The organism is Pandoraea pnomenusa (genome assembly GCF_040391475.1).
Lineage (GTDB): Bacteria > Pseudomonadota > Gammaproteobacteria > Burkholderiales > Burkholderiaceae > Pandoraea > Pandoraea pnomenusa_C.
This window is the reverse complement of record NZ_JBEBXS010000010.1, coordinates 82578-95034: the sequence shown is the minus strand read 5'-3', so window position 1 is coordinate 95034 and position 12457 is coordinate 82578. Positions and strand designations below refer to the sequence as shown.

10 protein-coding genes, 1 tRNA gene and 1 pseudogene are annotated in these 12457 nt (G+C 63.8%); 6 read left to right on the top strand and 6 right to left on the bottom strand.

What is annotated here, in order from left to right:
* Positions 1–141 precede the first annotated feature (141 nt).
* A complete protein-coding gene (gdhA, locus tag ABWO90_RS12825; RefSeq protein WP_353191619.1) occupies positions 142–1485 on the top strand; it encodes an NADP-specific glutamate dehydrogenase in 1344 nt (447 codons plus the stop codon).
* Positions 1486–1636: 151 nt separating this feature from the next.
* On the opposite strand, the gene prpR is transcribed toward gdhA, so the two are convergent.
* Entirely contained in the window at positions 1637–3634 is a 1998-nt protein-coding gene (gene prpR / locus ABWO90_RS12820; protein WP_353191618.1) for a propionate catabolism operon regulatory protein PrpR, read from the bottom strand.
* A gap of 246 nt (positions 3635–3880) precedes the next feature.
* Between prpR and ABWO90_RS12815 the strand changes: the two genes are divergently transcribed.
* Positions 3881–4762, top strand: a complete 882-nt coding sequence (locus ABWO90_RS12815; protein ID WP_353191617.1) for an isocitrate lyase/PEP mutase family protein — start codon at positions 3881–3883, stop codon at positions 4760–4762.
* A gap of 128 nt (positions 4763–4890) precedes the next feature.
* Positions 4891–6240 (top strand): MFS transporter, encoded by a 1350-nt coding sequence (locus ABWO90_RS12810; RefSeq protein WP_353191616.1) that lies wholly within the window; start codon positions 4891–4893, stop codon positions 6238–6240.
* Between the two features lie 90 nt (positions 6241–6330).
* Here ABWO90_RS12810 and ABWO90_RS12805 read toward each other — a convergent pair.
* From ABWO90_RS12805 to ABWO90_RS12785, 5 genes are all read right to left on the bottom strand, one after another.
* A tRNA-Leu gene (locus ABWO90_RS12805) sits at positions 6331–6415 on the bottom strand.
* Positions 6416–6540: 125 nt separating this feature from the next.
* Entirely contained in the window at positions 6541–8427 is a 1887-nt protein-coding gene (locus ABWO90_RS12800; RefSeq protein WP_353191615.1) for a methyl-accepting chemotaxis protein, read from the bottom strand.
* A gap of 239 nt (positions 8428–8666) precedes the next feature.
* On the bottom strand, positions 8667–9131 hold the full coding sequence (locus ABWO90_RS12795) for a low affinity iron permease family protein (protein WP_353191614.1): 465 nt from the start codon (positions 9129–9131) through the stop codon (positions 8667–8669).
* Between the two features lie 101 nt (positions 9132–9232).
* The gene (locus tag ABWO90_RS12790) at positions 9233–9886 is read right to left on the bottom strand and encodes an ABC transporter ATP-binding protein (protein ID WP_353191613.1); all 654 of its coding nucleotides are present in this window, start codon (positions 9884–9886) and stop codon (positions 9233–9235) included.
* The gene (locus ABWO90_RS12785; protein ID WP_353191612.1) at positions 9883–10152 is read right to left on the bottom strand and encodes a metal/formaldehyde-sensitive transcriptional repressor; all 270 of its coding nucleotides are present in this window, start codon (positions 10150–10152) and stop codon (positions 9883–9885) included. The genes ABWO90_RS12790 and ABWO90_RS12785 overlap by 4 nt, the downstream gene beginning before the upstream one ends.
* A 112-nt stretch (positions 10153–10264) precedes the next feature.
* On the opposite strand from ABWO90_RS12785, the gene ABWO90_RS12780 reads away from it, so the two are divergent.
* The 3 genes and pseudogenes from ABWO90_RS12780 to ABWO90_RS12770 all read left to right on the top strand — a co-directional run bounded on the left by ABWO90_RS12780 (position 10265) and on the right by ABWO90_RS12770 (position 12337).
* The gene (locus tag ABWO90_RS12780; RefSeq protein WP_353191611.1) at positions 10265–11212 is read left to right on the top strand and encodes a nickel/cobalt efflux protein RcnA; all 948 of its coding nucleotides are present in this window, start codon (positions 10265–10267) and stop codon (positions 11210–11212) included.
* Between the two features lie 10 nt (positions 11213–11222).
* Positions 11223–11357 (top strand): annotated as a pseudogene (locus ABWO90_RS12775) (cysteine hydrolase family protein); the annotation flags it as partial.
* A gap of 119 nt (positions 11358–11476) precedes the next feature.
* Positions 11477–12337 (top strand): class I SAM-dependent methyltransferase, encoded by an 861-nt coding sequence (locus tag ABWO90_RS12770; protein ID WP_353191610.1) that lies wholly within the window; start codon positions 11477–11479, stop codon positions 12335–12337.
* The last annotated feature ends 120 nt before the right edge of the window (positions 12338–12457 follow it).

The window sequence follows — 12457 nt, the reverse complement described above, 5'->3', positions numbered from 1 at the left end:
CAAATGCTTTGCACTACGTGAAATCACAGCATAAACCGCCGTATTTCGGGACATTTTTTTCTTTTTCTATCATCTGGCGATCCTAATTGGTGCAAAATGCATCTCCTGCACAAGAATAAGCACCATTGATGGGCATCCGAGATGAAATATCAAACCCTTGACGATTTCCTGCGCTTCACCGCTGAGCGCAACCCTGGTCAACCCGAATTCCTGCAAGCCGTCACCGAAGTGATGGAGAGCCTGTGGCCGTTCATTTCGGCGCATCCGAAATACGCCGAACACGGTTTGCTCGATCGCCTCGTCGAGCCGGAGCGCATCGTCATGTTCCGCGTGTCGTGGGTCAACGATCACGGCGACGTCCAGGTCAATCGCGGCTATCGCATTCAACATAGCTCGGCCATCGGTCCGTACAAGGGTGGCCTGCGCTTCCACCCGTCGGTCAATCTCTCGATCCTCAAGTTCCTCGCCTTCGAACAGACGTTCAAGAACGCGCTGACCACGCTGCCCATGGGCGGCGGCAAGGGCGGTTCCGACTTCGATCCGAAGGGCAAGAGCCCGGGTGAAGTCATGCGTTTCTGTCAGGCATTCGTGACGGAGCTTTTCCGTCACGTCGGCAGCGACACGGACGTGCCTGCCGGCGATATCGGCGTGGGCGGGCGTGAAGTGGGTTTCATGGCCGGCATGATGAAGAAGCTGTCGAACCGCGCCGACTGTGTCTTCACGGGCAAGGGACTGTCGTTCGGCGGCTCGCTGATTCGTCCGGAAGCCACCGGCTACGGCACCGTCTACTTCGCCGAGGAAATGCTCAAGCAGACCGGCCGCAGCTTCGACGGCCTGCGCGTGAGCGTCTCCGGTTCGGGTAACGTCGCGCAGTACGCTGTCGAGAAAGCGATGGCGCTCGGTGCGAAGGTCATCACGGTGTCGGATTCGAGCGGCACCGTCGTCGACGAAGAGGGCTTCACCCCCGAAAAGCTCGCCGAACTGATGGATGTGAAGAACCATCACTACGGCCGTGTGAGCGACTACGCGGAGCGTACCGGTATCGATTTCCTGCCGGGCCAGCGTCCGTGGCATGTGCCCGTCGATGTCGCGCTGCCCTGCGCCACGCAGAACGAGCTCGACGAGAACGATGCCGCCACGCTCATCAAGAACGGCGTGATCTGTGTTGCGGAAGGCGCGAACATGCCGTCGACCAACGAAGCTGCGAAGCGATTCGAAAAGCACGGCATTCTGTATGCGCCGGGCAAGGCGAGTAACGCGGGCGGTGTGGCGACGTCGGGCCTCGAGATGAGTCAGAACGCCATGCGTATTTCGTGGCCGCGTGAAGAAGTCGATGCACGTCTGCACGACATCATGCGCAGCATCCACGAAGTGTGTCTGAATCACGGCCGCCGCGCCGACGGCACGGTCAGCTACGTGAACGGCGCCAACGTCGCCGGTTTCGTGAAGGTCGCCGACGCCATGCTGGCGCAAGGGGTGATCTAAGCGAGGCGAACATCGCGCGCTCCGACCGGGAGCGCACGATCATGGCATCGCAAAATTGAAGGCGTTGTCCTCGCGGGCAACGCCTTTTTTGCATTGCACGCCCCGTGGTCGTTGGCTTTCGCGGTCGTGCATCGAAATGCGTTTCGCACCGTTATGGACAGTTTTCCACCTTCGCGATGGACGGCTTCATGAGACGCCAGAACGTTGTGCGGCTGATGCCGAGCGCTCTGGCCGCGGCTGCGCGATTTCCGCCCGACGCGTGCAACGCCGCGAGCGCGGTTTCACGCGTGACCGGCTCGCGCAGCGGGATCTCCTGCGCTTCACTTACGCTTCGCGCTTTCGTGCCCAGACGCAGCAACTCCGGAAACACCTCCTGCAACGTCTGCGAGTGTTGCGCCATGTCACCGTCGAGATAAATCGCGCCGCGCGCCAGCAGATTCTCCAGCTCTCGCACGTTCCCGGGCCAGTCGTAGCCGTCGAACAGGGGCGCAAGGGCTTCGAGCACGCGTCGGGACGCACGCGCATCGAGGCCGTATTGCGCCGCGCTTCTCGTGAGCAGCGTTTGTGCCAGCAGACGAATGTCCTCGCGTCGCTCGCGCAGGGCGGGCAGCGTGACCTGCAACAAATTCAGACGGAAATACAGATCGGCACGGAATCGCCCTTGCGCGACCAGCGCGTTCAGATCGCGGTGCGTGGCGGCGATCACCCGGACATCCACCGGTACCGGACGCCCCGATCCCAGCCGCATCACCTCGCGTTCCTGCAACACGCGCAGCAACCGGCTTTGCAGTGCCGGTGGCATCTCGCCAATCTCGTCGAGGAAGATCGTGCCGGTGTGCGCGATCTCGAACAGCCCCGCCTTGCCACCGCGCCGCGCACCGGTGAATGCGCCTTCGTCATGCCCGAACAATTCACTCTCGATGAGCCCCTCGGGCAACGCCGCACAGTTGAAGGCGACGAAGGGATTGCCGCGTCGCTCGCTCGCGTTGTGAATCCCCTGCGCGACAAGCTCCTTGCCCGTGCCGCTCTCGCCGGTCAGCAGCACCGTCGCATCATGCGACGCCCCCGCGCGTGCGAGGCGTCTCACCTTCTGAATCGACGGCGACTCCCCGACGAGCTCCGCCAGTTCATGCTTCGCGACCAGATGCCTGGGGCGCTGCGTCGTGCGCAACGAGCGGTCGATGCGCTGTGCCATCTGCGCATCCTGCACCGTGACCACGGCGCCGGAGCGCGTGCCGTGCTCATAGATGGGCACGCAACTGACGATGAAAGCGCGGCCGTCGATGTGCGCCAGACGCTCTTCGATCGCCACGCCGCTCTCCGATAGCTCGCGCAGCATCGGCCCGAGCTTGCGCGTGAGTTCGAACTGACGCGCGGCATGCGTGACAACGCGTGCGGCATCCACGTCCAGCAGCGAGAACATCGCCGGGTTCACGGCTTCGAGTTGCCCGCTGTCGTCGAACGCGGCGACGCCGTCGCGCATGTGCGCCACGATGGTGTTCAGCCGCAGGCGTTTCGATTCCTTCTCCCGGCTCACACGCGCCAATTCCACCGAACGCTCGAACGCTTCCTCCACCGCACCCAGCGAATAGAGGAAGACGTGTTCGAGCCCCGCCTCCTGCGCGAGATCGCATGCCATGCCCGGCCCGATGATGACCTTGCATCCCTGCGCGGCGAGCGTGTCGACGGCCGCCTTCACTTCGTCCACCGATCGGTACGCCAACTGACGCAGCTCGATCTTGAGCAATTCCCCGAGGTCGTCCAGCTCGCGCGAGACCGTCTCGTGCAGCACCAGCCCGAGGGGTTGATCGGGCCACGTCGTCGTCGCACGCGTAATGGCGCTGAGCACGTCGAAACCGTTGACCTTCACGGTGACGACCGGCACCGACAGGTTCTCGCGCAGATACGCGCCGTTCGATCCGGCCGCGAGCACGACATCGACCGCGCCCGACTCGACGTATGACTGCAACGCCGTAACGGCTGCCCCGTAGCCCTCGCGCACCGAGTAAAAGCGTGCGCGATCGGTATAGCGCGGCGCCACGGTCTCGCACAGGGTCTGCAAACGGCTGATGCTGACGAGCGCGATACCGGGGCGTCGGGTGCGCGAATCTGGGGATGGCGCAGCGGCGCCGGTGAGGCTGGGGGGCATGGCAGTGTCTCCGAACGTCTCCGATGGCCCGTTCCGAACACCGTTTCAAAGGTGTTTCAAAAGCGTTTCATGAAACGTTTCAAATGTCGTCCGTGAATTCTGCCATATCCGCATGCAACGGGCTTCCCAGCGCAAGTCCATGATTCGGCGTCAATTTTCGAAACGTTCTCAACGGCGCACCCGGCTGGCACAGCCCTTGCGAACAAATGTCCCATTTACCGATATCCGCCTACGGAGACCTTTGCCATGACCACCGCGACCGCACAACGCCGCGCCGAATTCCGCCGCAACGTCGAAGCCCGCCAGGGGCTGCTCGTGCCCGGCGCCTTTAACGCCCTGTCGGCACGCGTCATCGAAGACGCCGGCTTCGAGGCCCTGTACCTCACCGGTGCCGGCGTGACCAACATGTCGCTCGGCATGCCCGATCTCGCGTTCGTCGGTCTGGCAGAGATGGCCGAGCACACCGCGCGCGTGCGCGACGCCGTCTCGCTGCCGATCATCGTCGACGCCGATACGGGCTTCGGTAACGCGCTCAACGTGCGTCACACGGTGCGTGTGCTCGAGCGCAGCGGGGCCGACGCCATCCAGTTCGAAGATCAGGTGCTGCCCAAGAAGTGTGGCCACTTCAACGGCAAGGCCGTGATCGGCGCCGACGAGATGGTCGGCAAGATTCGCGCGGCCGTCGACGCCCGTGAAGACGGCAATCTGCAAATCATCGCGCGCACCGACGCCGCCGCCGTCGAAGGCATCGAATCGGCCATCGAGCGCGGTCGTCGCTTCATCGAGGCAGGCGCCGACATTCTCTTTATCGAGGCGACGGAAACGCTGGCTGACATCGAACGCCTGCCCGCGTTGTTCGACCGCCCGCAGTTGATCAACATCGTGATCGGCGGCAAGACGCCGACGCAATCGCAGGCGCGTCTGGCCGAGTTGGGGTACGGCATCGTGCTGTACGCCAACGCCGCGCTGCAAAGCGCCGTGCTCGGCATGCAGAAGGCGCTCGGCACGCTGCGCGACACCGGACGCCTGGACGAAGATCCGTCGCTCGTGGTGCCGTTCGCGGAACGCCAACGGCTCGTGAACAAGCCGTTCTACGACGCACTCGACAAGCAGTACGCGGCCGAATAATCACGCATCGCCTTCGAATCAAGCAGGACAGCGACGCCCGCGTGACCCCCTCACGCGGCGTCGCCGGATTATCCGCAGTACTGCATCACGGCACGACTGCATCAGACAACAAGTATTGGAGACAGATTTTGACGCCCCCCTCGGATTCCCTCGCCGCCCGCCCTTCGAACACTGCCCGAACCCAAACCGCTTCCGACGCCGCAACCGCATCCGGCGAGCGCGCGCCGGTGAAGCTCGGCTCGATCGTTGGTGGCCTCGCCGGCAACCTGATCGAGTGGTACGACTTTTTGGCGTACAGCATTTTTTCGATTTATTTCGCGAAAGCCTTCTTTCCCGGCGACAACCCGACCGTCCAACTCATGAACACGGCAGCCATTGCCGCCGTGGGCTATGTGGCGCGTCCGCTCGGTAGCTGGCTTATCGGCCTGTACGCCGACCGGCACGGCCGCAAGGCGGCGCTCACGGGCTCGGTGCTGGCGATGAGCGTCGGGTCGATGATGATCGCGCTCACGCCGGGTTACGCGACCATCGGCATCTTCGCGCCGATCGTGCTGATCGCGGCGCGCCTGCTGCAGGGGCTGTCGATGGGCGGCGAATACGGTACCAGCGCCACCTATTTGAGCGAAGTCGCGCCCGAGAATCGCAAGGGCTTCTATCTGGGCTTTCTGCAGGTGAGCGTGGTGGCGGGGCAACTCGTCGCGCTGGGCCTGATGCTGTTGATGCAGCGCGTGCTGTTCACCTCCGCGCAGATCGAGCACTGGGGCTGGCGCATTCCGTTCGTATTTGGCGGCGTGCTGGCGCTCTTTGCGCTGTACATGCGCCGCAACGTGACGGAGAGCGAGGCGTTCGTCGACAGCGCGAAGAAGCGCGAGACGTCGATCGCCCGCGAGGTGTTCGCGCACTGGCGTCAGATTCTGCTCGCGATCGGCATCACCATCGGCGGGACGGTCGCGTTCTACACGTTTACCGTCTACATGCAGAAGTTTCTGGTGAACTCGGTCGGGCTGTCGAAGGAGACTTCGACCTTCGTCTCCACGATCGCGCTGCTGCTGTACATGCCGCTGCAGCCGCTCTTCGGGCTGCTGTCAGACGTCATCGGACGCCGCAAGGTGCTGATGATCTTCGGCGTGAGCACGACGCTCTTCTCCGTGCCGCTCTTCACGGCGCTCAGCCACACGAAGGACCCGCTCACGGCATTCGCGCTGTCGTTCGCCGGGCTGGTCATGCTCTCGGGCTTCACGTCGGTCCACATGCTGGCGAAGACGGAACTCTTCCCGCCGCGAATCCGCGCGCTGGCCGTCGGCTTCCCCTATGCGCTGACGACCGCCATTCTCGGCGGCACGACGGAATTCGTTGCGCTGCGCTTCAAGGCGAGCGGCCACGAATCGTACTTCTACTGGTATGTGACGATTTGCGCCGCGATTTCGCTCGTCGTCTACCTGAAGATGCCGGAAACGCGCGGTCGCAAGTACGCCTGATGAGAAGCCGCAGCTCGTGCTGCGGTGGCCGGAAACCGCGCCACAAATGAAAAAGGCAGAAGAACCGATGTTCTTCTGCCTTTCGAATTCTGGTGCCGACGGCGAGACTCGAACTCGCACAGCTTTCGCCACTACCCCCTCAAGATAGCGTGTCTACCAATTTCACCACGTCGGCTTTGTCCAGCAAGGGAGCGCGATTGTAACGGGAAAATTTAATTTTGTGAATGCTTCGCTCACGAAATTGGGCTTCCTGCCGCCTTCCCGTGCCGTCGTGCAGGCGCTCCCTGTCCGGACATCGCGTCAGGCGGCCAGCCGCTGTGCGCTACCGACGACCGACAGCGACGGCGCGTGTGCCCCGCCGAAGCCGCGCGAATCGACGTGATGCCCTTCGCGCAGACGGAAGCGCGCCACGGTTTCCGCAAGCATGCGCGCCTGTTCGCTGAGCATGGCGGAGGCCGCGGCCGATTCTTCCACCAGCGCCGCGTTCTGCTGCGTGGCCTGATCCATCTCCGAGACCGACCGGTCGATCTGGCTGATGCCCGCGCTCTGCTCGGTCATGGCGCCGTGGATTTCGCTCACCAAACGCTGCACGCGCGCGATGCCGTCGACGATCTCGTGCATCGTCGTGCCGGCCGCCTGCACCCGCTCGGTGCCGCTCTTCACGTTCTGCACCGATGTCTCGATGAGCGCCTTGATTTCCTGCGCGGCCGCCGCGCTGCGTTGCGCCAGCGTACGCACCTCGCCGGCCACGACAGCGAAGCCGCGGCCCTGCTCACCTGCGCGCGCCGCCTCCACGGCCGCGTTGAGCGCCAGGATATTGGTCTGGAACGCAATGCCGTCGATCACGCCGATGATTTCCGTGATGCGTTCCGACGACTGCGTGATGGCGGCCATCGTGCCGACGGCATCGGTCACGACCTGACCGCCGCGCGCGGCGGCGGCGCTCGCATCATTGGCCAGACGTGTGGCGTGCTCGGCGGTGTCCGCTGTCTGCTTCACGCTGGAGGTGAGTTCCGTGAGGGCCGACGACGTCTCCTGCAACGATCCCGCCGAGGCTTCCGTGCGCTGCGACAGGTCGCGGTTACCCATCTCGATCTCGCTGGTGGCCGAGGTCATTGACGAGACACCCGAACGTACGTCGAACATCACGGAGCTGATCTTGTCGACGAAGGCGTTGAACGACTTCGAGATCTGCGCCACTTCGTCGTTGCCGACCACGTCCAGACGCTGCGTCATGTCGCCGTCGCCCGAACCGATGGTGTCCATCGCGTCGCGCACGATCGACAGGCGCTTGAACGCATGCGACGTGAAGATCGAGGCGATCACCAGTGCAACCAGCGTAAGCACGATCAGTGCGACGACCGTGGCGCCGAGCACCTGGGTGAGGCCGGCGGTGGCTTCGGCGCGGTCGAGTGCGACCACCAGATACCAGTCGGTGCCCGGAATGCGCTTGGCCTTGAGCAGCTTGGGCGCGCCGTCGAGTTCCATCGGAACGGGCGCGGCGTCTTCGCTCGCGAGCCCCGGCAGCGACTCGGCGGTGAGCGTGGCGGCCACGTCGGTGGACGGCTTGAGCGAGAACTTGTTGTCCGGGTGGGCGATTACCTGACCGTCGCTGGCCACCACGAGCGCCAGGCTCGACGGCGTGGGGTGCACGGCCTTGATGATGTCCTGCACGCCGGTGAGCGCAACCGCGCCGCTGATGGCACCGGTGGTCTGCCCGTCGCGCACGAGCGGGGCGGTGAAGGCGACGTAAGGAATGCCCGTCGACGAATCGCCATACGGCTTCGTGACGGTGAGTTTGCCCGCCGAAACGGCGCTCTTGTACCAGGGACGCGCGGTCGGATCGTAGTCCGCCGGCGTCGGCGCCGTGGAGAAGAAGGTCTTGTCCGACCAGCCGATGCTGGTAATCGGGAAGTCGTTGGTCTTGCCCATGAGCTTCACGAGACCGGCCGGATCGCCTTTCTCGACAACCTGCGATGTCGCCACGACGGCCTGCGCCTTGTCGGCGGACCAGCGCTCGATGGCGCTGGCGTTGCCGTTCGCGACGGCCGACAGCGTGTGGGCGATGCTCGACATCATGCTGCCGCGCACGATCACATAGGTGGTGACGCCTGACAGGATCAGCGCGCCGACGACCGTCAGGCAGGTAATGAGCAGAATCCGGGTTCGCAACGTAGTGACTTTCATGAGCTTTCGTCGGTGGGCTCGCAAGCGAGCCGTGGATCGGGGGGGCTACCGCGCCGGCGGTACTGCCCGCGCCGTCGCGTGGTGACATTGCTGCTTCACTCTCTGCGCTTACGGCTTCATGCGGCCGCAACTTTAATGAGCGGAAGTCAATGCGGGGGGGGCGCCGTTCAACGGCGCAAAGACGCCGGGAGGGCAGCGTGGGCGTGGGGCACGACGGGCGGTGAGTTCTGCCGGCAGGACTACGGGTGACGGCGCTCAGACGGCGCCTCGCGGCGATCGTCGTCGCCGGTGCTTTCGTCGATGAAGGGAGAACCCGTGTCGCGCGTGCCGTCGCGCAACGCGAGGCGCGCCTCGTTCGCCAGCGCTTCGTACCGGGTGCGAAATCGCTGGAGTTCCTTTTCGTCGAGTTCCTCGAGATCGAGCAACGCGTTATGCGCGCCTTCCATGGCGCGAATCAGCTCGTCGAGCTTGATATGCATGGCCGCCGTATCGCGGTTCTGCGTGTTCTGGATCAGGAAGACCATCAGGAACGTGACAATCGTGGTCGAGGTATTGATGACCAGTTGCCAGGTATCGCTGTAATGGAACAGCGGGCCGGTGACGGCCCAGATGAGCACCAGCGCGACCGCCAGCACGAACGCGGCCGGACGCCCGGTGACCGAGGAAAGGTAGCTCGAGAACTTCGAAAACCACTTGCCGCTCATGGCTGTCTCCCGTTGTCGAAAGCAATGGACGGATGATGGCACAGCGACGTGACGCGCCGAAATCTCTCCAGGACGGGGCTGCGAGGTGAGCGGACCCGGTCTTATCTATCGCTTACGAAGGCATCGGAGAGTTCCGGAAAGCCCAGTTGCTGTGCACCACACCCTTCGGCCAGCACATCGTCGTGCGTGGAGAAGAATACGCATCGATCCCGGCCGAGTTCGGTGAAAAGTTCGATAAGCACGCTTCGTGACGGGCCGTCGAGACCACCACTTGGCTCGTCCGCGAGGATCACACGCGGCGAACCGAACAGGGTTGCCGTCAGATAAAACTTCCGGCGCGTGCCCAGCGACATCTGGTCGAAGCGCTTCTCCATGTGCGGCATCAGGCCGAAGCGTTCCGCCCAATGGAGAATGTCCGCGCTCACGGTTACGCCCCGCTCTGCGGCGCGTTGTTCGAGAAATTCCCGGCCTGTCTGTGCAGGCGCCGTCAGACAGTCGAACGGCACCACGGCGAGTGCGGCCTTGGCCGCATCCGGCGCGTCTTGCATGGACTGGCCGTCGATCCATACGCGGCCCCCGCCCGTGTCGGCCGTGCCCGCGAGCATGCCGAGCAGTGTGGTCTTGCCGCCGCCGCCTTCGTCGCGCAACGCGAAGCAACCGTGCGCCGCACGGAAGCTCAGGTTCTCGAACAGCGTGAAATCGCCGAAGCGCTGGGTGAGGTTCTCGAAGCGGAGGATCGGGGCGGGGTGGTTCACTTCAGATAGGCCTTGATGACGTTGAGCAACGGGGCGAGTTCGGCTTCACGATGAGCTTCGTCAGGTTCATGGACAAGGTGATCGACGAGATGGCCCTCGATGACCGCCCCCATCAATCCGTTGACGGCGCCCCGAATGGCGGCGATCTGCTGGAGGATCTCGACGCAGTCGCCCTCGTCGTTCAACTGACGCTCCAACGCCTGCGTCTGCCCCTGAATGCGACGCACCCGTGCCAACAACTTGCTCTTGTCCCGAATCGTGTGCACGGCCTGTCGCGCTCCTGTTCTGTGTCGATCGAATTGCGAAAAATGCTAACACGAATATACTGGGGGGTAGTATATTTCGGATTCCGTTTTCCTTCCCGCTTTCCAAGATGCCATGACCGAGTTTTCGACACTTCTCCAGCAAGGCAATGCGTGGCTGTTCGTGCCAAGCGCCATATTGCTCGGCGCGCTGCACGGGCTGGAACCGGGGCACTCCAAGACGATGATGGCGGCGTTCATCATCGCGATTCGCGGCACTGTCGGACAGGCGGTGTTGCTCGGGCTGGCGGCTACGGCGTCGCACACGGCGGTCGTGTGGGCAGTCGCCCTCTCGGGCATGTATTTCGGGCGCAACTGGAACGCTGAAGCCACGGAACCGTACTTTCAACTGGCGTCGGGGGTGCTGATTCTTGCCGTGGCGGGCTGGATGTTGTGGCGGACGTGGCGCGACAACGCGCATTCGCATTCCCATTCCCATGATGGGGAGCACAGCCATCATCATCACGACCACGACCACGACCACGACCACGACCACGACCACGACCATGGTCACGGACACCCACATGCAGCGGCTCACGGTCACCGTGCCGGCCAAACGCATTCACATGTCCATGTGCAAGCCCGAACGCCCGCACACGCCTCGCCCACTCCGGCGTCGACGGCGATGCCGGTCGACGGCTACCAGGACGCTCACGAGCGCGCCCACGCCCGCGACATCGAGAAGCGATTCAGCGGCCAGAACGTCACCACCGGTCAGATCGTCATGTTCGGTCTGACGGGGGGGCTGGTGCCGTGTCCCGCGTCGATTACCGTGTTGCTGCTTTGTCTGCAATTGAAGCGCTTCACCCTGGGCGCAGGACTTGTGCTGTGTTTCAGCATCGGACTGGCGCTGACGATGGTGGCGTCGGGCACGCTGGCGGCGCTGAGTGTGCGTCATGTGTCGCGACGCTGGAGCGGCTTCGGCGAGTTCGCTCGAAAGGCACCGTACTTCTCGAGCGCGCTCATCATTCTGGTGGGTTTGTACGTCGCTTATCAGGGCGCCGCGCATCTTCTCTTCAAGTAACGCGCGAAGATTGCAGAAGACGTCGGTGAGCGTGTTCGCGAGCACGGACCTCGACAAGCGAATGAAGACGCAGGGCATCGATACCCTGCTGATTACGGGGCTGATGGCGCATGCCTGCGTGGCCGAGGCGGCGCGCGACGCGGTGCGCGCATTCATCGACTTCATGACGGAACACTATCGGCAGTCCTGAATCATTGCCCGGCGCGAATGTCGGCAGTGTGCAAGAATCGGCGCATCCGGCAATCGTCCACCGAGGTATGTGCCATGACCGCTCCGAAAGACATCGCTCCCGACAGTACGGCCGCCCGCGTTGCGTTGTGGCGCGCGCTGCATCTCGAGGCTGACGCGCCGCCGGCCGTGCTCGCCGACGACATCGGCCTGAAGCTGCTGGAGCCGCCCGACGACTGGCGTGAGCGTGGCGACATGAATCCTGTGTTCACACGGCCGTTCCGGGCATCCATCGTGGCGCGTGCGCGGTTCATCGAAGATCTCGTGATCGAGCAGATGCAGCATGGGGTGAGCCAGTATGTGATTCTCGGTGCAGGGCTCGACAGCTTCGCGCAGCGGCGTCCGGAGCTTGCGTCGTCGCTGACGATTTTCGAAGTCGATCGACCCGGGCCGCAGCAATGGAAGCACGACCGGCTGATCGCGCTGGGCTATGGGGTGCAGGACTGGTTGCGCTTCGTGCCGGTGGATTTCGAAGCCGGGCAGTCGTGGCGCGATGCCCTGTTGCAGCACGGCTTCGATCCGGGCAAACCGGCGGTGATCGTTTCTACCGGCGTGAGCATGTATCTGACGCGCGAGGCCAACGCCGCGACGCTGCGCGAAGTGGCGTCGTTCGCGCCGGGCTCCACGCTGGCGATGACCTTCCTGCTGCCATTGGAGATGGCCGATCCCGAGGTGCGTCCGGGGCTGGAGATGGCCGAGAAAGGGGCGCGGGCGAGCGGCACGCCGTTCATTTCGTTCTTCACGCCGCAGGAGATCATGGCCTTTGCCCGTGAGAACGGATTCAAGGCGGCTCGCCATGTCTCGGCCGAGGCGTTGACCGAGCGCTACTTCGCCGGTCGTAGCGACGGTTTGCATCCGCCGCGCAACGCCGAAGAGTTGCTCATCGCCACCCTCTGAACGATCGGATCTCGCGCCGATCCTGCTGTGCGAAACGGGCGGGATCGCGTTATGCTGCCCGCTGCCTGGGTGCCGACAACAGGTTCGGCGCCAGGTATCGATACATCGACCGGAGAGTGG